Below are 18,382 nucleotides of genomic sequence, written 5' to 3' on the forward strand. Positions count from 1 at the left end.
GACAGATGAAGCGGAAGCAGTTTTCGGAAGAGCAGATCATCGGCATCCTGAAGGAAGCCGAGGCGGGCGCGGTGGTGACGGATCTGTGCCGACGGCACGGGATGTCGAGCGCGACCTATTACGCGTGGAAGGCCAAGTTCGGTGGCCTGGAGGTATCCGATGCGAAGCGGTTGCGGGCGCTTGAGGAGGAGAACGCGCGGCTCAAGCGACTGCTAGCGGATACGATGCTCGACAACGCAGGTCTGAAGGACCTGCTCTCAAAAAAATGGTGACGCCTGCCGCGAAGCGGGAAGCGGTCGCGCATCTCCAGACGGCGCTGGGGATGAGCGAGCGGCGGGCGTGTGCTGTCGTCGGGGCGGATCGCAAGAGCATGCGGTATCGCTCGAGACGGGCGGATGATGGCGACCTTCGGTCGCGTCTGCGCGAGCTGGCGCAGCAGCGCCGACGGTTCGGCTATCGGCGGTTGCACATCCTGCTTCGGCGGGAGGGCATCACGGTCAACCGCAAGAAGACACAGCGGCTTTACCGCGAGGAAGGTCTGACAGTCCGTCGCCGGAAGGGACGAAAGCGCGCCGTCGGCGCGCGGGCACCTGCGCCGGTGCTGGCGCTACCCAACCAGCGCTGGAGTCTGGACTTCGTTCATGATCAGATGGCCACGGGGCGGCGGTTCCGTATCCTAAACATTGTCGACGACGTGACACGTGAGTGTTTGCGGGCGGTGCTCGACACGTCGATATCGGGCAAGCGGGTGGTGCGCGAGCTGGGCGACCTGATCGCCGAGCGTGGCGCGCCTAGGATGATCGTCAGCGACAATGGCACCGAGCTGACCTCAAACGCGGTGCTCGCCTGGTCAGGCGATGTCGGGGTCGACTGGCATTACATCGCGCCGGGCAAGCCGACGCAGAATGGGTTCATCGAGAGCTTCAATGGTCGCATGCGCGACGAGCTGCTCAACGAGACGCTGTTCTTCACGGTCCGCCAAGCGCGCACAATCCTCGCCCGCTGGGTCGAGGACTACAACACCGAGCGGCCGCACTCCTCGCTCGGTTACGCCACACCGGCGGCGTTCGCCGCCGAACTCGAAAAGCAACGGTCGGGTTTAAACCCGACCGTTGCTTCACCCGCGCTCCTGCGCGACAATAACGGTCGGTCTCTGGTTGCAGCTGGATGAAAGGCGGGGGGCACGTCAGTTTGAGCGGAGGGCAGCAAGGATCGTCAGCCCTCCGGTGACAATGTCGCACCTTTTAAAATGGTCTCGGTTCGGCGCTAATACGTTTGTGTGATCGTCAGTACGTTTGTGTGAGCTTCGCCCGGCCACATTGGTGATAGAGAGAATGCCTTATGGCACCCGTAACGCGCCCCTTGCATAGCCCATCCCATGTCGCGGTGATCGACGATGACCTATCCGTGCGCCGATCGCTGATGAGCTTGGTTCGGTCGCTCGGGCACGTCGTGGCGGGGTACCAGTCGGCTGATGGATTCCTAGCGGAAGATGGATTGCAGCAATGTGATTGCATCGTGACGGACATTCAGATGCTAGGAAGCGACGGAATTGCGCTCAAACGAGAGGTCGTGCGGCGGGGGTCTAGCATCCCCGTGATCATGTTGACGGCACGCGATGACCTCGCGCTTCATGCGCGCGCGAAGGCAAGTGGTGCGTTCGCCGTCCTCCGGAAGCCGTTTGATGTGAATCAGTTCATCGATTTGCTCGAACGCGCGCTTGAGGTGCATTTTCCGGCCAGCTGACGGCTCAGGTCTCACCCGAGCGCTGAAGGAAGTTTCCTCTGAAGCGCCGTAGAACGCACGGGCAGTACCCCCAGCGGGTCAAGCGTAGCGTGCCGAAGTTCCACCCGCCTGAAGCTGCGTTGCGCGCCCGAGCTTTGCGACGCGCCGTGTGGTATTGGCAAGGAGGCTTGATGCCTCTTTGACCGAGCAGCAAATTAGCTCGAACTCAAGCGGCGTGATCCGCATGACCGCGGCCATGAGGGCCGGCGTGGCGGTCCGCGTATAAGCTATCGACCGGCGCAGCATTTTCCCTGACTGGCGAGTCTCCCGCAAGCGGTGACGCATGCCGACAGTCCCGCAGTCCGGGAAATCGGGGCTATGTCGGTGATCCTTTGGTTGGATGCCGCAAATCGCAACGGCGTTTGATGGCTGGGGGTGCTCCTCGCCGTCCTGATCCAAGCTCAAGGTTGCGGGAAAGCTGCGATAAATCTGTTCGTCAGCCATGGTACCATCTCCATCAATGCTGACGAAGATGGCCTGAACGAATGCGTCGTGCCATTCTACACGAGGGCACGACGGTCATGCTTTGGTATATGAGGCTGTACCTTAGCGGTGCTCGCCCGACCGGCGTCTCACTCGTAGACAGTTCAAACACCGGCATCGAAGTCTGGCTTTTCGGGAACAGGACGAATTTCTATTTTCCGCTCGTCATCACCCCCCCTCGCGATGGGCGAACGGTGTGTGGGAACTTAGCTTAGAATACGGTAATCGGCCGGGGGGGGCAAACTCGTGCGGGACCAGCACGGTTTGCTCGGTTTGTCGCAATAGGCGAAGGTATGCAGATGCTCGATCAACCAGTGGTTCACATCATAGATGACGATGCGTCGCTGCGTTTCGGCATCGAAAGCTTGCTCAGATCCGTAGGCATCGTTTCGCGCAGCTACGAGGCCGTCAGTGCGTTCCTCGAGGCGAAGCTCGACGACGCGCCAGGCTGTTTGCTGCTCGACGTCAGAATGCCTGGGATCGGCGGCCTCGAATTTCAGGCACAGCTCGAATCGCTAGGGATACTCTATCCCGTCGTCATGATCACCGGACACGCGGATGTCCCGATGTCGGTCAGGGCGATGAAGGCCGGGGCCGTCGATTTCCTGTCCAAGCCGTTTCGCGATCAGGATCTGTTGGACGCCGTCGCATCGGCGCTCGAACGCGACGGCGCACGTCGTGTCGTAGCGGCGGAGAATGCAACATTGGCGAAACGTTACGCCTCCCTGTCGCCGAGGGAGCGTGAGGTGATGTCGCTGGTCACCATCGGTAAGCTCAACAAACAGGTCGCTTTCGAGCTCGGACTTAGTGAGGTGACCGTGAAGATCCACCGCGGGTCGGCGATGCGGAAGATGTCCGCGGCGACGCTCCCGGATCTCGTAAGCATGGCGCAGCAGCTCGGGGTGAAAGCAGACAAGCCGGCCGTTTAAGAATTACGGGGTCAGCTTGGGGTGATAGGCAGGCATACACGCAGGCGCGCACCCCGATCGCTTTCCAGCAATTCGATCTCACCATCGTGTGCGTCGAGGATTGATCGGCAGATCGGAAGGCCTATGCCCATGCCATTCTCCTTGGTCGAGAAGAAGCTGGTGAAGAGGTGGTCCCGACTGTCGGCAGGGACGCCGGGTCCCGTGTCCTCGACGATAACCTCCAGCCTGCCGGGGGGGACGAGCGAAGTGGTGATAAATATTAGGCGTTCCGCTCTTGGCGTGTTCGCCATGGCCTGAACGGCGTTGATGATGAGATTGACCAGGACCTGTTGAATCTGAACGCGGTCTCCCTGAAAGGTGGGCAGTGCGTCGGTGAGCGCGATCCTCGGCTCGACGCCGCCCTTCGCCAGGTCGTTGCGAACGATCTCAATCGCTTCCAAAACCACCTCGTTGAGCGACAGCGGTTCCGATCTGGGGGCGCCCTTGACGGTCATCGACCTAATCCTGGCGATGATCGCGCTCGCGCGTTCGGCGTCCGCCACGACGTACTCAGCAAGCGCCCGGACCTCGTCTAAGTCGGGGACCGGCCTGTTGATCCACCGGAGAATGGTCTGCCCGTATGTCGAAAGCGCCGCGAGCGGTTGGTTGACCTCATGTGCGATCGATGCCGTCATCTCGCCGAGCATGGCGACCCGGGCGGCATGGGCGAAGTCGGAACGGACCTGATGCAGCGCCAACTCGGCTCGTCTGCGATCCCCAATATCGATTATGCTTGCAAGCACGGGCTCGTTCGAGCGGCTCGATTGCCCCGCCCATATGGCAAAGACGACGTCGATGCGTTCGCCATCCATTCCCGACACGGCAATTTCGAACGGCGCGACCGGCTCTCCGCGAAACCGGGCCGCCAAAACGTCCCGCATCGGCCCCTCGTCACCCGAGGGAATCATCGCCGTGCGAAATGCACCGCCTTCGACGGCGACGCGACCGTGCAGGATTTCGGTCGCCTTGTCGCTTAGCGCGAGCATGCGGATCGTTCCGAGCATTTGCCTGAGTGAACCAGGATCATGCGCGAAATGGACATTCAAGTCGGTGACCCCGTCGAGGCGGAGGCGTTCGAATTCGGCATCGACGCCTGCAAAGTCGAATTCGACGTAGCCGGCGGCCATTGCCTGGAACAGCCGCCGGTATCGTTCGTCGCTTTTTTCCAGATCGCGCTGCGTCTGCTTCAGACCTGTGACATCGACGTACCCGAAGAGTGCGATCCGTCGTTTTCGATCGCCATCCTGGGGAAGTGCGGTGAGCAGAACATCCAGCGGCGCGCCATCCCAACGGGTGAGAGCGACGTGCGCCGTGAAGGCTGGATCCCCACGCCATGCCGCCACCAGGGCGGCCGCGAAGATGCCCCGGGAACTGATGGGCCATGCCCATTTACAGTTGCTATCGAGGACCGCCACCCGCGACGGCGCTCGGAACATCTCGACACCAGCGTCGTCCACTTCGACAATACGAACGGCTTCGATCGCCCGGTCACTCATGTCGGGATGGTCTTCAACGTGCATCGCAAGATCGGTGATGCCACTGTCGGCGAGTGCATCGAGCATTTGCAGAGCTGGTCCGACATCCAATTGCCAGCAGGACCCGGACATCGCGCGAAACAGCGAGCCGAGGCGTTGAGTCTCGCCATCGTCACTTCCGTCGATTAGTCGCTCGCTTGACGTCTCGACGACGACTTCGTTCTGCTCCGAGATGGCGATCGTCCTGATAACGGATACCGCGATCTCCCGCCCATCCTTGGTCCTACGGTAGACGTCGCCTGCCCAACGTCTGTCGCGAAGCAACTTTCGTTCGATCGTTTCGGCGTCTTCGCTGGGACGCGACCGCAGCAGGGTGTCGACGTCTCGGCCCAGCGCTTCTGCGGGTGACCAGCCGTAGAGACGTTGGGCCTCTGGGTTCCAGAGCGTCGCTGCTCCGGTTCGATCGCGAACAATCAGGCTGAGAGCGAGATGCTCCGCGAGGGAGTGGGCGAGATCTTCCACATGCTTTCCTATTTCGGCCCGATCGTCATCGCTGCCGGAGCGACGAAACCGGTCCGCTCGGGATATGGCGCGACGAGGATGCGACACCATGTCACACCACTACGCCCGATTGTGCCGGCTATCGTCAAAAGGCCGACGCTACGCTGAAGGAGAAGCGACGCATGCGGGGATCTCCGTAGAAGCTGTAGCCCGGCCCGCCATACAGGGCCGGTGGCGCGTGATTGAGGAAATTCGTGACGCCGGCGCGGAAGATCATTTCGCGGGGCCTTCCCTCGCTTCGACCAACGTCGATCCTGTACGACATGTCGAGGTCCAGATAGACTTGCGCCGGAACCCGATCTGCACCCTGGAGGGCGAGTATGTAGCTCGGGGTGCCATACGAGGCGCTTACATAATAGCTCGAGTAATATTGGCCGTTCAGTCCAACCGAAAGCCGGTTTAGGGACCAATCGATCCCCGCATTGCCCTTCCAGTCCAGCGGACCGTCCGAATGATCGTCGCGCCTGATCCATGGCCCGTCGAGCGCGATTTGCTGACTGAACTCCGGTTCCCATGTTGCCGCTCCGTAGAAGCGGGCGGTTCCGAGCTTGTGAAAAGCGATCGCCCAGCTGAGATCAATGTCCACCGTCTGAACGCGAGAATGGCCGCCATTAATGGATGTAGCGTCGATCAGCGTCAGAGCGCCAGCGGTATAGCCGAGCGCCCGGTCCGCATCCGTCAAAGTCGCGCGCACGACACGGTCTGGGAAGGCCGCCTCGTTGCTGATGAGTTGGTCCGATGTAAGACCTAGTGCAACGATTTCGCGGCGCTTCTCCAACAGGACGTAGTCGATCGAAAGTCGAGGTCCTGTTCGACCGTTGGGGTTAAAGACCGCTCCAATCGAGAATGACCGAGCGCTCTCCGGCTGAAGCTGGAGGGAACCGCCATCCTGATAGGCGACCCTGTTGAAGGAATTGCCGCGCTGTGCATCCTGCACGAGGATCGAGGTTCTGTAGCCTCCGATCTGGCTAGGCGTCGGGGGCAGGCTGCCTGTTGCAACGCTCGCTCTGACCATAAGCAGCTTCAAGGGGAACGCGCGGACACCTACCGTATAGTTGGTTGTGCCGTAATGCGCGCTGGCGCGCTCGGCATCGCCCGTCGTCAAGTCGGAGAACGACGGCGCGTCCAAACGCATGCGATCGTATCTTATTGCGAGTTGCAGCTCGAGGCTTCTCAACCCCGGAAACTTCGCCTCGGGTGAGCCGATTGGCGCCCGCAACTCCGCATAACCGGAGGTGACCTGCTCCGAGACGTTGGGAGTCTGGTATGCGTAGCCGTCCGGCGCGAACTCCGTACTTCCGGTCACGGTCGAAACCGGTTCGCTTTCACGGCGGCGTTCGACGAGGGTCGTCAAGGTGAGTTCACCGCCTGGCAGACGCAATATCGGACCGGCAAGACGAAGATTTGCGTCGCTGAAGTCGTTTTTCAAAAGGAAGTGGCCGGTGAGGCTGGTGCGGTAGGCAGCCAAATTGGTGACGAAAGTCTGCCAGTCGCCAAATGGGTTCAGCGACGGCTTTCCGTCTGTACCGGGACGTCCGGTGCTAAGGCTTTGCGACGCGGTATACGAAAGGGTGGTGCCGGATTGATCTATCTCGTTGCGGACCCCTCCGAAGCTGTAGCTGCCATCGGCCTTCCACCCCTTGGGCAGCGAGGCGATCATGCCTATCGTTACCCGGGCCGTCTTGGTGCGCGTGACGAGTGCGGTTTCAAAGCCGGGCAGCGGGAAGGTAATTTGCACTCCTTGCGCGAATGGATTTGTCGGTGCGGATCCACTGACAAATCCCGAGCTTCCGGCCGTTTGACCCAGCGCGCTCCCGCGGTTCTCGAGACCTATGAAGTCTACGAAACCTTCGATGGCCGGACTGAAATGATGCCGGACGCTGCCAAGGATGGACAGCGCCGAGGATCCGCTGAGGAGCGGGCGGTCTTCGCCGTTTGCATCGGGTGAAAGCGTGGTGGGAATCGTACCCGCGTTCGCGACGAGCTCCGAGGAGACAGTCGCAGGAGTGCGCGGCGTCGTAAGCGCCAGGTATGTGTTGCCGGCACCGAGGGTGCCGCTGCCAAATGCCGGCTTGAGTGAGAGGTTTCCCGCTTGGCTGAATACAGTGACGGCGTCTGCGGTCGGGAAGTTGAAGAGATAGGCGGTGGGCGCGTTCAGGCTGGCGACCGCGTTGGTCCGCTCGGTAAGCGAACGCTGCCCTTCGCGTAGCGTGTCGATCGTCTGATACCCCACGTCGACCATCACGTCGGTCGTTCCGTGATCTGGAGTAAAGCCAAGTCTCGCCTCGACACGGCGCCGATCTCCACCACCATGCTCGCTGAGCGAGGTGTCCACCGTCAAGGCAGCACCGCGATAGTCACGTTTGAGCACGACGTTCACGACGCCGCCGGTCGCGCCTGGACCGTAGATGCCGCTCGCGGAGGTCGAAAGGGTCTCGATCCGTTCAATCGAGCCAAGCGGTAGTCCGTTGATGTCCGGCTGCAGGAGATCGGTCGTAAGGCTCGGGATGCTGGGCATCCGCAGGCCGTCCACCAGGACCAGGGTCTGTTCCGGGCCGAGCCCGTGCAGGTCGATCTCCGAACGCGTACTGCCAAATTCGTCTGCAGGGTTCTGCGACGGTGTTCGGAGTTCGGCGTTGGCCGGGAGACGGTTGCGCAGGAATTGATCGGCGTTGTCCGTGCTCGAGCCGCCGATTTCGCGCGCCGTCGCCACCCGGTAGGGTTGAATGTCGTTCGTCGTCCGCCGAATGTCGGCGTTCTGCGTGCGCCTTCCCACAACGACGATGTCGGGCAGCGCTTGTTGCGCGACCGATGCGTCAGGCACCCGGTAGATGACGAAAGCGCCGTCGGCTGTCCGGCGGAAGGCCAATCCCGATCCAAGCAACAGGCGATCGAGCGCGGAGTCCGGTGGGATGTTGCCATCCAAACCCGATGTCTGCCTGTCACCCACATCGGCGGGAGAGAACAGCAAGTTGATACCGGCCTGCGCCCCTAGCTGCGAGAGCGCGGTCGTAAGCCGGCCGGGATTAAGATGGATCTTCTTCGGCGCCGCGGCAGCCGGCATCGCGGTTAGCGCGGCTGTAACGGCGACGACATAATGGCGTCGACGCATCTGACTTTCCCCCAGCGCGCCGGTTAACGTAGCGCCATCCATTGGCAACTGAAACGACCTCGATCCATATCGTCTGGAAATGGACCGAACGCAACGATCTACGGTTGCTAAGGGCTCCGTATCCCCATCGCTGCCTTTCAGCACAGGCGTCCCGACGAATTCATGACGCTCGGTCGACGTCCCCAACCACTCCACATCCATGCGCAGATCATCTCTCCGGTCGCCCGGATCATCCAAGGGTATGATTGATGGGCCTACTCGGCTGATTCAGTCGAGCCGCGGACCCTGCCAAAACCATCGAACAGCCGGGTTAGCGAAAAAGCGCCCGGCCGGTGCGCTGACGCTTCATCCATGCGGAGACCGACCATGCCTATTTCTTCTTCGGATCGTCCTTTTGCCGGCAAGACGGCCGCCATCATCGGTGGCGGCGTCATCGGCGCGTCGTGGGCGGCGCTCTTCCTCGTCAACAGTCTGAAGGTGATCGTTAGCGACCCCGACCCGGAGGTCGAGCCGAAAGTTAAAGCGATCGTGGCGGCTGCGCTGCCCGCACTCGAAGAGCTCGGTTATAACATCGCCGACGTCGAGAGAAATTTGTCGTTCGAGAGCGACAATTCGCAAGCTGTGATCGACGCCTATCTCGTCCAAGAGTGCGGACCCGAAAAGCCGGCCTTCAAGCAGGCTCTGTGGAAAGCGATCGAAGCTGCGGCGCCGAAAAACGCGCTGCTGTGCTCGTCGAGTTCGACGATCCCTGCCTCGGTCCAGTTTACCGAGATGACCGACCAGAGCCGTCTCGTCGTCGGACACCCCTTCAATCCGCCGCACCTGATGCCGCTCGTCGAAGTGGTCCCGACGCCGAAGACGACGCCGGAAGTCACCGCGCAGGCACTCGCCTTCTATAACGGGATCGGGAAGGTCGCCCGGGAGATCAAGAAGGAGATCACCGGATTTGTCGCCAATCGGCTGCAGGCAGCGATCTTCAGGGAATCTGTGTTCCTCGTCAGCCAGGGCGTCGTGACGTTGGACGAGCTCGACGACGTGGTCACCAATTCGCTTGGCATTCGCTGGGCCACGTCGGGACCGTTCCTCTCGTTCCACTTGGGCGGGGGTCCAGGCGGCCTGACGCACTTCATCGAGCATCTCGGCCCCCCGATGGAAGCCGCTTGGCAGCACCTCGGTACGGCAGCGTTCGACGACGCCACGAAGGCATTGCTGACCGAGCAGCTGGGACGGTCATACGGGACCACCTCCTTCTACGCTCTCTCTGAGACGCGCGATGCGAAGGAGGTCGCCGTCATCAACGGCCTTTCGGCGGTCGAGGCTGCCGCCTGACGGCCGGAGAACCTACCGCTCCTACCAGGCCCCTGACATCGGCCCGCGAAGGCCGTGCGCATTCTCAATCATCATTTATTCCAATGAGGAGATCATCATGTCCGTCGAGACCGGAGAGAAGTTCACTCAGCAGCTCGAATACAATCTTGCCAACCGGTCGCACACCAGCGACTTCGACATGGCGGCGGAAACCGAGGCTGTCCTCAATAGCGTCGGCGCCTCGACCGCGGATAGCGGTGGCGCGCTCAGCTTCTACGGGAAGGATCCGATCGTTCCCAGCGTCGTCCGCTTCGGCGCGATGGCTGCGGTTGCCATGGCCGCCAAGTCGACGATGATCGCGTCGATCTGGAAGGACCGGACCGGCCGCGCGCAGGACATCCATGTCGACGTGCGCAAGGCGCTGCGCCGCTTCAGCCCGTTCATCGACCGGCGTTGGGAGCTGGTCAACGGCTACGACGGCGGCATTTACACCGAACCGGACACGCCGTTCTTCGGCACCTTCTACCAGACGAAGGACGGAAAGTGGGTGCTGCCGACCAACTTTTACCCACGGTTGCACCGCGATGCCGGGGCGTTTCTGGGCGTTCCAAGCACCGAGGAAGCGGTAGCGCGCGCGATCAAGGGATGGGACGGCGAAGCGCTGGAAGAGGCGGGTAACGCGGCAGGCATCGTGATGCCGCTCGGTCGGTCGCTGGACCAGATCCTCGGGATGGACGTGTTTCAGCAAGGTCTCCGCGACCAGCCGTTAATCTCGGTCGAGAAAATCGCGGATAGCGACCCGGTGCCGTTCACGGCAAACCCCCAAGACCCGCTTTCGGGCATCCGTGCACTTGGTTCGGCCCACGTCATCGCCGGGCCTTCCATCGGACGAGCGCTGGCGCTTCATGGTGCTGATGTTCTCAATGTCTGGGCGCCCGAGGATTGGGAGCACAACGTGTTCCTCTATACCTCTCATGTCGGCAGCCGCTCGGCGATGCTGGACATCAAAAAGGCGGAAGCGCGCGCGAAATTCATGGAGTTGGTGGCTGGAGCCGATGTGTTCTACGCAAACCGGCGACCTGGTGTTCTGGAACGCCATGGCCTGACCGCCGAGGAGCTGTGCGCGGTCCGCCCTGGCTTGGTCCATACGTCGATCGTCTATGCCAATGAGACCGGACCCTGGTCAAAGCGGGTAGGCTTCGATGTGTCGACTGGCCTCACCATGGGCCTGTTCCACCTAGAAGGTACCGAGGAACGCCCAACCCCGCCGCCAATCCAGGTCGTCAACGACTATGTCGCGGGTTGGTTGGCGACCGTGGGTATCCTCCAGGCGCTCAAGCGTCGCGCGACCGAAGGCGGAAGCTACAAGGTCGTCGTTTCGCTCTCGAAGGTAACGCTGTGGCTGATGTCGATGGGCATCTTCGACAAGAGCTATGCGCAGGCGACGGCAGGATCGGATGATGAGCACACGTATGTCGATCCCGACCAGTTCACGGCGATGACGCCGATGGGCTTGTACACCGGTGTGACCGAGCAGGTCGTGATGTCGGACACGCCCGGCAGCTACCGCTTCGTGATGGAGCCGCGCGGCTCCGCCGAGCCGAAGTGGCTCTGACCTCATCTCCGAAAGAAAGGCACTGACATGACCTCGGACCGCATCCTGCTGCTTAATATCGGCAGCCCATCCCGACTCCTATCCATCGCGCCCGATGGAACCGACGTGAAGACCCTGGTCGCCGACTTGGGCGTTGCACCGGACGGCATCTCGGTCGACCCCGTGCACGGGCATATCTTCTGGACCTACATGGGGACCAGCCACGACGGAGAGGATTTCAACGTCAACGACGGCTCGATCGAGCGTGTCGACCTAGACGGCACCGGGCATGTCACCGTGATCCCGACAGGTAAGACGTTCACGCCGAAGCAAATGCAGTGCGATGCCACGAACGGATACATCTACTGGTGCGACCGCGAAGGTATGCGGGTCATGCGCGCCGGCCTCGACGGATCGGCCCAAACGGTACTGGTGCAAACCGGCTCGACCGATGAGGACCGGCGAGACCGGCGGCGTCACTGCGTCGGCGTGGCCGTCGACCCTGCCGGCGGCTATCTCTACTGGACGCAGAAGGGCAAGCCCAACGGCAACGAAGGGCGCATCATGCGCGCGCCGCTCGATCTGCCGGAGGGCGCCGATCCAGCGGCACGGGCTGACATCGAGGTCATGTTCGACAATCTGCCAGAACCGATCGATCTGGATTGGCATGCCGAGACCAGTTCGCTCTACTGGACTGATCGCGGCGATCCCCCACGCGGCAACACCCTCAACCGCGCCCGCATCGAGCGCGACTTCACAATGGATCCGGAAATCGTTCTGTCCGGTCTTCACGAGGGGATCGGGCTTACGATCGACCGCAAGGGACACCGTGCGTTCGTCAGCGACCTTGGTGGTTTCGTCCATGCCGTCAGTCTGACGGATCCGGATGAAAGCAGCATCGTCTTCTCCGGCCATGGCCCGTTCACGGGCATCGCGTACCTACCGTCGTGATCGGCCGGGAGGAATCTGGCGGACACCTGATCATGTGGCTTCTCTGGGCGCTCGCAGCGCCCGGAGTTTGCCTCCTGACTTCGGCTCCGTCATACGCCCAAAGCGGCGCGAATGATGAAGGTGTCACCCAGGGGCTCGCATACATGGCAACTGCGGCAGGCGGGGTGCAGGGCGCATCCACCCTGCCTTCGGAGGCGGGGCCGCATCGGATCAAGGACGACTTCTATCTTCATGTCGGCCCAGGCGCGGTGCTGTTCGATGCGAATGCCGTGGTGAGGTCGCAGGGCACCACAATCCCGGGTGCAACTGTCTCGATCGATCCCAACGTCACGCTGATTACCGAAATCGGTTATCGTCGTCGGAACCTCGGTCTCTCAATCACTGGTGGTTTTCCGCCGCGCGCGACCGTCGACGGCGCGGGGACGCTCACACCGTATGGGGCGCTTGGCCGCATTCGGTACGGCACCGTAATGGCGACCGCGCACTACCACTTCACCCAGTTCGGACGCTTACAGCCCTATGTGGGCGGCGGCGCCGTGCTGCTTCTGATCTTCAAGAACGAGGATCTTGCAGTTCACGAACTGCGAGTGGACAATCATGTGGGTGGGGTGCTTCAGGCCGGCGCCGACTTCAAACTGTCGCGACACATGTCATTGTTCCTGGATGCCAAGAAGGTGATCCTGAAGACCAACGCCACAGCCGTTCTCGGCGACACGCCGATCAGCGCCAATATTCGACTCAACCCTGTCGTTCTTACGGGCGGACTATCGTACCATTTCTGAAAACTGTTGCACCGGACCAGAAGCTCTTGATCCGATAGATTTGAAAGAACAGATGGACTGGTCGAAAAGCCTGAGGCGGGGATCCCGGGCACCATGTTGCAGCACCCGGAGTGTACATGCCCTCGCGATCAGTCGAGCAGGCCGAATTTTAGATCGACGAGCAGCGCGTGAAGGGTCGTACCCTTACTTTCGGCGAATGCCATCAGCTCAGACCAGCTCAAGTTGTTACCCAGGCCGCTGATGAACAGCTCATACTCTTGGTCGTCGGCATCGATCGAGCCCAGGTTGTGCCGATCCAGAGTTTTCGCCAGCTTCCCAATCCGGTGGCTCGACAGGCGGCTATGGTTGATCCGGATCGTCTTCAAATCATCGATATGAACGGTAATCCCGTGCTCGCTCTCGCGCCGGCCGCCAAGCGCTAGCGCCTTTTCAATCACGGCCACCATGAGCTGTCGGTCCTCCGCGACGAGATGACGCAACTTCTCGACATAATCGGCAATTTCGCGAGGGGTATCCTCGTCGATGAAAGGCGTTTCGCCCCTTGCCGTCAAAAAGCTGGTATAGGCGGCTAGGTCTTTGGGAAGCGTTGCGCCGATCGTGTTCGCATCGTCCGTGATCTCGTTGAGATAGGACTTTTGGAGCAAGTCGCCGATCGCTTCGAAGCGTGCCTCCCGATCACGCTTCCACTGCCGGAGAGTCGACTTCTTGTACTTCACGGGATCTTTGTCGACGAGCGTGTGGCAGGTGGGGCACAGCAGCAGGAGGTTCTCGAAGCCGCGACGCTCCTCTTGGCTGAGCTTGGCATCCCATCGCGGACCGCCTTCGCTTTCGGCAGCGATATGCGCCACCTCAGCCACGAGTGTGCCCTCGGCGGACATCAGCACGGTCGGACAGCCAGGGCGCGCGCATTGGTTACCAGAAAGCGCGAACAACCGCTTTAAAGTGTCTGTGCCGGGTGCCTTTCGGACTTTCTTCACTGCGGCTTGCGCCATATTTTCCTTGCCTTATCGCCGCTCCGTCCGCCGTCATCGAGGGACTCATGTCCAAGGCAATCGCCTCGGCCACGAGACTAGAGCTGCCGCTCAACGGTGCCACTGCAGGCGACCCTCGGTTCCAATTACGAGACCTTCTGTTTTCGAGCGTCGAGAAGTCAACTGTCAGGAACGTATACGAAGGCGTCTCCGCGGCGCTCGGCGAAGCCGACGCCCGGATAGGTCCAATGATATCCGAGCAGTTTCGTCCGGTCCTTGGCGGCGCGATCGAGCAGAGTTTCCCTCGACCGTATGGCAAGCTCTGGCAGCGTGTCGTAGCCGAACACCCATTCGGGATGCTCGAAGGAGACGATCTCGTTGGTAGCCGCGTCCGCAGTGATGATCAGGCCGTCCCCGCCCGCGAGCTCAAAGGATAGGTGTCCCGGCGTGTGACCGGCGGTATCGATGGCACTGAGCCCCGTGACAACCTCGTCGCCCGGTTGCAACATGACGACACGATCCGAGATGGCGGTGAGGTCGCGCTGAGCACCGTCCGCGAACCCGTGAAGCTCGCTCGGCATCTTCGTCCGGAAGTCCGGATCCATCCAGAAGTCCCACTCGGCTGACCCGATGTAGTAAGTCGCATTCGGAAACCGGAGCGCGCCGTCGGCGAGCAAAGTTGCCCAGATGTGATCGGGATGGGCATGTGTGAACACGATCTTCGTAACGGCTTCGGCACTTACGTCGGCCGCAAGAAGGTTGAGCGGCAGCTTACCGTCAGAGGGCTGATATTTATCGCCGGCGCCGATATCCACGAGGATCAGTTCGCGACCCTTCCTGATCACCGGAATGTTGCACTTGGAGAATACGACCCCGTCCGCCCCATCGAGCCGAGACGCGACCGCGCTGCGGTCTTCGGTGGGCGCGCCGGCCAATACGATATCGGTCGGAACCGAGATGAAGCCGTCCGACAGGACCGTCACGTCGAAGTCACCCTGCCGAAAACGGTACACATCTGCATTGGCCATCGAGCGCGGCGTGGTCATGGAATTCTCCTGAAGGCAGTGGTTGGAAGGTTGGCGAGCACCGTGGTTAGGGCTCCGCCCTCCGCGCCGGCGGGCTTTCTGACGAGCGAAGCTGCGTCATCCACTGGCGATCGCCCGAGAAAGCGTAATACACTCGAGGCCTGAGGCCTTAAATACGCGCTTGCGGTGGCACCCGGACGTTGCTCGTCCAGGTGCCGGCCAAACGCCTTAGCTGCGCACGAAGGCGAGGAGATCCGGGTTGATGATCTCGGGATGCGTTGTGCACATCCCGTGCGGGAGCCCCTTGTAGGTCTTGAGCGTGCCCCGTTTCAGCAGCTTCACCGACAGCGGTGCGGCGTCCGCGTATGGGACGATCTGGTCGTCATCTCCGTGCATGACGAGCGTCGGAACCTGGATCTGCTTGAGGTCTTCGGTAAAATCGGTTTCCGAGAAAGCCTTGATGCAGTCGTAGTGCGCTGCCGCACCGCCCATCATCCCTTGCCGCCACCAGTTATCGATCACGCCCTGGCTGATCTTTGCTCCCGACCGGTTGAAGCCGTAGAACGGCCCCGTCGGCACGTCGATGTAGAACTGGGCCCGATTGGCGGCCAGAGCGGACCGGAAGCCGTCGAACACCTCGATTGGCAGGCCGCCCGGGTTTTTGTCGGATTTGACCATGATCGGCGGCACGGCTCCGATCAGGACGGCCTTCGAAACGCGCCCTGGTTTGGCGCGCGCGACGTAGCGCGCGACTTCGCCGCCGCCGGTCGAATGTCCGACATGGACCGCCCCCTTGAGGTCGAGCGCGTCGGCAAGTTCGATCACGTCCGCGGCGTATGTGTCCATCTCGTTGCCGATCGAGGTCTGGGTCGAACGACCGTGCCCACGCCGGTCGTGCGCGATGACGCGGAAGCCATGATGGAGGAAGAAGATCATCTGGGCGTCCCAGTCGTCGGCGCTCAGCGGCCACCCGTGATGGAACACGATCGGCTGGGCATCCTTTGGACCCCAGTCCTTGTAGAAAATTTCGGTGCCGTCCTTGGTCTTGATCATACCCATCGTCTTCGTTCCCGTCTTGGAGGTTACCGGCTTGCCGATTGCGGCGGCCATGGCGGGCGATTCGATCATCGCGGCCGCAAGGAGTGCCCCAGCCGTGCCGACGAGCACGTCCCTTCGGCTGGCATTGCGGCGCTTCGCGTCAATGATCATCGCTCGTTCCCATGTTGTTGGCGTTGAGAGGTCTAACCCGTCCTCGCTGGCCGAGCGACTTGTCCGATCGTGTGTCGAAGCACTTTTGTCGGTTGAGATAGCCATACGAAGGTATGACGCCGGATCGCCGCCCACCCCGCACGCGAAATCAATCGAACCCACATGGAAAGCGGGGCGCACCCGTAAACGAGAACGTATCGGCTGCAATCTGGCTCTCAAACAAGCCTTGTCGATCAAGGGCGGCCATACGAAGGCGTTAGCCGCGCTACCGCTCGGGTGATCGCCGGCTCGCATCCTACCGAATAGGGATTTCGATAGGAACACCCCGCGACAGCGGCGGCGAGCGCAGCGAGTCAATCGGTGCGAAGCTAACCACCGGAAGGACGACGATGGTCGAGCCGCAGACCGCGCCAATTGTCGAAGTATTCAGATCAATCCCAGCGGGATCTAGCGCCGCCCGGCGCTGCGGTGCCTTTGGTCGGTTCCTGGAAACGTCATGACCACGGAGAGCGCATACGTCTTCGCAGCCGACGAGCAGGCCGGATTTCCGGGCTCGCCTTTCTCGCCACGCCATTCGTCCGGGCGAAAGGTAGCCTATGCAGCTATGGCCGTACTGATCGGCATAGCCGCCACGTTCGGGAACGCGCTCGTGACCGTCAACCTGCCGGTGGTCGCCGGGGCCAACGGCATCGATCTGGTAGCGGCGAGCTGGCTCTCGTCCGTGTTCATCGCGTTCAACGCCAGCGGCAACCTTCTGTTGGTACGGTCAAGGATCACTTGGGGCATACCGGCGGTCACCCGGACGCTGCTCATCCTGTACATCCTCGCCGCGTTGATCGAAATCGCATATCCGGGGTTCGCAACGGCTCTTGGTGTTCGCGCAATCTCGGGACTGGCCGCCACAGGACTTACGACGCTCGCGATCTATCATCTGCTCCAGATATTCCGGGGCCGGCTGCAACCAATCGGCCTGTGTATCGGCATGACGCTTCCGCAATTCGGTACGCCGCTCGCGCGTTTGGTGCCCGTTGAACTACTTGCGGCAGGCCAGTGGCATGGTCTGCAGCTCGTCGAGATTGCTAGCGCGCTGCTTGTGCTCGCGATGACGACAGCGCTTCCCCTGCCACCTAGCCGCCGCGGTCCGGCTTTTGAACCACTCGATTTTGTCACCATCGGCTTGCTTCTACCAGGACTGACGCTGCTATGCGTCGCAGTGGGGGCCGGTCGCTACGCCTGGTGGACCGACACGCCGTGGATCGGAGCCTCCCTGGCCGCGGCCATCTTCCTTCTGATCTCCGGCATGGCGATCGAGCATTTCCGTGCGCGCCCACTGATCCAAACCCGATGGCTGGCGACAAGAGACATTCTCCGGCTCGTCGGTGTCGCGCTCATGGTCCGCTTCGCCTTGGCCGAGCAAACTTACGGTGCAGTTGGGCTTCTTGGCCTTGGCGGGCTTAACAACGACCAGTTGCACGGGCTTTTCGTCGTGATCGCGATTGCAATGGCAGGGGGTTCGATTACCGCCGCAGTCACGTTGTCGGAACGCAGATTGCCGTATCAGGTAGCGATCGCTGCGCTTCTCATCGCCGCTGGCGCGTGGATCGACAGTGGAGCCAGCAATCTCACACGGCCGGGCGAGCTATATGCCAGCCAGGCCATGCTCGGCTTCGGTGCCTGCCTCTTCCTCGGCCCGGCTCTCCTGTACGGCCTTCTCCGCGTTCTCAAGCTCGGCCCCAACTACCTTGTCAGTCTGATCGTCGTCTTCAGCATCTCCCAGAACGTGGGTGGTCTGATCGGTTCGGCGTTTCTTGGGACCTACCAAGTGATCCAGTCGAAGGCGCATGCAGCGGCGTTGGCAGAACATCTCGTCGTCGGCGACGTCCCGGTTGCTCAGCGGCTGTCGGCACAAGGCATAGGTGGCCTCTACCAGGCCCTGCAGCGAGAGGCGTCCGTTCTCGCATTTGACGACGTTTTTCGGCTGGTTGCCGTGATTGCGCTCGGGATCGCCGTCTGGGTTATCCTCGTAACTGCGACGAAGCGGCATGCCGCCAGTGGTACCTAGTGGGAGTATGGCCTGACCTGCAGACCGAACATTTGTGACGATCTATTATTCGGAAGAAGGACGGTCGGTGACGGCTGTGAAATTATGGGTGCTGCC

14 protein-coding genes are annotated in these 18,382 nt (G+C 61.5%); 8 read left to right on the forward strand and 6 right to left on the reverse strand.

From position 1 onward, the window contains the following. The first annotated feature begins 5 nt into the window (after positions 1-5). Both EAH76_RS03160 and EAH76_RS03165 read left to right on the forward strand, forming a co-directional pair. Positions 6-1,171, forward strand: a protein-coding gene (locus EAH76_RS03160; RefSeq protein WP_140847979.1) for an IS3 family transposase whose coding sequence is annotated in 2 segments (ribosomal slippage) — positions 6-267 and positions 267-1,171 — 1,167 coding nt in all. Because the reading frame shifts where the segments join, the coding sequence is not laid out codon by codon here. A 215-nt stretch (positions 1,172-1,386) separates the two neighbouring features. Further along, a complete protein-coding gene (locus EAH76_RS03165) occupies positions 1,387-1,746 on the forward strand; it encodes a response regulator transcription factor (protein WP_206667833.1) in 360 nt (119 codons plus the stop codon). A 78-nt stretch (positions 1,747-1,824) separates the two neighbouring features. Here the strand turns inward: EAH76_RS03165 and EAH76_RS03170 are convergent, their stop codons facing one another. Beyond that, complete coding sequence (locus EAH76_RS03170) at positions 1,825-2,229, reverse strand: hypothetical protein (RefSeq protein WP_140847986.1); 405 nt, start codon at positions 2,227-2,229, stop codon at positions 1,825-1,827. Between the two features lie 332 nt (positions 2,230-2,561). Here EAH76_RS03170 and EAH76_RS03175 point away from each other — a divergent pair, with 332 nt between their 5' ends. Then, positions 2,562-3,197, forward strand: a complete 636-nt coding sequence (locus tag EAH76_RS03175; RefSeq protein WP_347233082.1) for a response regulator transcription factor — start codon at positions 2,562-2,564, stop codon at positions 3,195-3,197. 11 nt (positions 3,198-3,208) lie between these two features. On the opposite strand, the gene EAH76_RS03180 is transcribed toward EAH76_RS03175, so the two are convergent. Both EAH76_RS03180 and EAH76_RS03185 read right to left on the reverse strand, forming a co-directional pair. Further along, the gene (locus tag EAH76_RS03180; protein ID WP_161988959.1) at positions 3,209-5,233 is read right to left on the reverse strand and encodes a PAS domain-containing sensor histidine kinase; all 2,025 of its coding nucleotides are present in this window, start codon (positions 5,231-5,233) and stop codon (positions 3,209-3,211) included. 124 nt (positions 5,234-5,357) lie between these two features. Then, complete coding sequence (locus EAH76_RS03185) at positions 5,358-8,621, reverse strand: TonB-dependent receptor (protein ID WP_140847992.1); 3,264 nt, start codon at positions 8,619-8,621, stop codon at positions 5,358-5,360. A gap of 129 nt (positions 8,622-8,750) precedes the next feature. On the opposite strand from EAH76_RS03185, the gene EAH76_RS03190 reads away from it, so the two are divergent. The 4 genes from EAH76_RS03190 to EAH76_RS03205 all read left to right on the forward strand — a co-directional run bounded on the left by EAH76_RS03190 (position 8,751) and on the right by EAH76_RS03205 (position 13,019). Then, a complete protein-coding gene (locus EAH76_RS03190; RefSeq protein ID WP_140847995.1) occupies positions 8,751-9,713 on the forward strand; it encodes a 3-hydroxyacyl-CoA dehydrogenase NAD-binding domain-containing protein in 963 nt (320 codons plus the stop codon). 97 nt (positions 9,714-9,810) lie between these two features. Beyond that, positions 9,811-11,307, forward strand: coding sequence for a CoA transferase (locus EAH76_RS03195; RefSeq protein WP_140847998.1), 1,497 nt, complete (start codon positions 9,811-9,813; stop codon positions 11,305-11,307). A 27-nt stretch (positions 11,308-11,334) separates the two neighbouring features. Further along, positions 11,335-12,237: a 3-hydroxyacyl-CoA dehydrogenase gene (locus EAH76_RS03200; protein ID WP_140848001.1), complete on the forward strand. Its 903-nt coding sequence runs from the start codon at positions 11,335-11,337 to the stop codon at positions 12,235-12,237. Between the two features lie 143 nt (positions 12,238-12,380). After that, a complete protein-coding gene (locus tag EAH76_RS03205) occupies positions 12,381-13,019 on the forward strand; it encodes an OmpW/AlkL family protein (RefSeq protein ID WP_161988960.1) in 639 nt (212 codons plus the stop codon). Positions 13,020-13,147: 128 nt separating this feature from the next. On the opposite strand, the gene EAH76_RS03210 is transcribed toward EAH76_RS03205, so the two are convergent. From EAH76_RS03210 to EAH76_RS03220, 3 genes are all read right to left on the reverse strand, one after another. Continuing rightward, positions 13,148-14,011 carry an HNH endonuclease signature motif containing protein gene (locus EAH76_RS03210; protein WP_140848007.1) on the reverse strand — a complete coding sequence of 288 codons (864 nt, stop codon included), beginning with the start codon at positions 14,009-14,011 and terminating at the stop codon, positions 13,148-13,150. Between the two features lie 158 nt (positions 14,012-14,169). Then, the gene (locus EAH76_RS03215; protein WP_140848010.1) at positions 14,170-15,036 is read right to left on the reverse strand and encodes an MBL fold metallo-hydrolase; all 867 of its coding nucleotides are present in this window, start codon (positions 15,034-15,036) and stop codon (positions 14,170-14,172) included. Positions 15,037-15,243: 207 nt separating this feature from the next. After that, positions 15,244-16,074 (reverse strand): alpha/beta fold hydrolase, encoded by an 831-nt coding sequence (locus EAH76_RS03220; RefSeq protein WP_161988964.1) that lies wholly within the window; start codon positions 16,072-16,074, stop codon positions 15,244-15,246. A 754-nt stretch (positions 16,075-16,828) separates the two neighbouring features. On the opposite strand from EAH76_RS03220, the gene EAH76_RS03225 reads away from it, so the two are divergent. Then, positions 16,829-18,286, forward strand: coding sequence for an MFS transporter (locus EAH76_RS03225; protein ID WP_241659529.1), 1,458 nt, complete (start codon positions 16,829-16,831; stop codon positions 18,284-18,286). The last annotated feature ends 96 nt before the right edge of the window (positions 18,287-18,382 follow it).

It is taken from the genome of Sphingomonas glacialis (assembly GCF_006439055.1).
GTDB lineage: Bacteria > Pseudomonadota > Alphaproteobacteria > Sphingomonadales > Sphingomonadaceae > Sphingomonas > Sphingomonas glacialis_A.

What these genes read in the sequence shown, in the direction of transcription:
- EAH76_RS03170 (WP_140847986.1), bottom strand. Translation starts at nt 2,229, where the DNA reads ATGGCTGACGAACAGATTTATCGCAGCTTTCCCGCAACCTTGAGCTTG.
- EAH76_RS03175 (WP_347233082.1), top strand. Translation starts at nt 2,562, where the DNA reads ATGCAGATGCTCGATCAACCAGTGGTTCACATCATAGATGACGATGCG.
- EAH76_RS03190 (WP_140847995.1), top strand. Translation starts at nt 8,751, where the DNA reads ATGCCTATTTCTTCTTCGGATCGTCCTTTTGCCGGCAAGACGGCCGCC.
- EAH76_RS03195 (WP_140847998.1), top strand. Translation starts at nt 9,811, where the DNA reads ATGTCCGTCGAGACCGGAGAGAAGTTCACTCAGCAGCTCGAATACAAT.
- EAH76_RS03200 (WP_140848001.1), top strand. Translation starts at nt 11,335, where the DNA reads ATGACCTCGGACCGCATCCTGCTGCTTAATATCGGCAGCCCATCCCGA.
- EAH76_RS03205 (WP_161988960.1), top strand. Translation starts at nt 12,381, where the DNA reads ATGGCAACTGCGGCAGGCGGGGTGCAGGGCGCATCCACCCTGCCTTCG.
- EAH76_RS03210 (WP_140848007.1), bottom strand. Translation starts at nt 14,011, where the DNA reads ATGGCGCAAGCCGCAGTGAAGAAAGTCCGAAAGGCACCCGGCACAGAC.
- EAH76_RS03215 (WP_140848010.1), bottom strand. Translation starts at nt 15,036, where the DNA reads ATGACCACGCCGCGCTCGATGGCCAATGCAGATGTGTACCGTTTTCGG.
- EAH76_RS03220 (WP_161988964.1), bottom strand. Translation starts at nt 16,074, where the DNA reads ATGGGTATGATCAAGACCAAGGACGGCACCGAAATTTTCTACAAGGAC.
- EAH76_RS03225 (WP_241659529.1), top strand. Translation starts at nt 16,829, where the DNA reads ATGGCCGTACTGATCGGCATAGCCGCCACGTTCGGGAACGCGCTCGTG.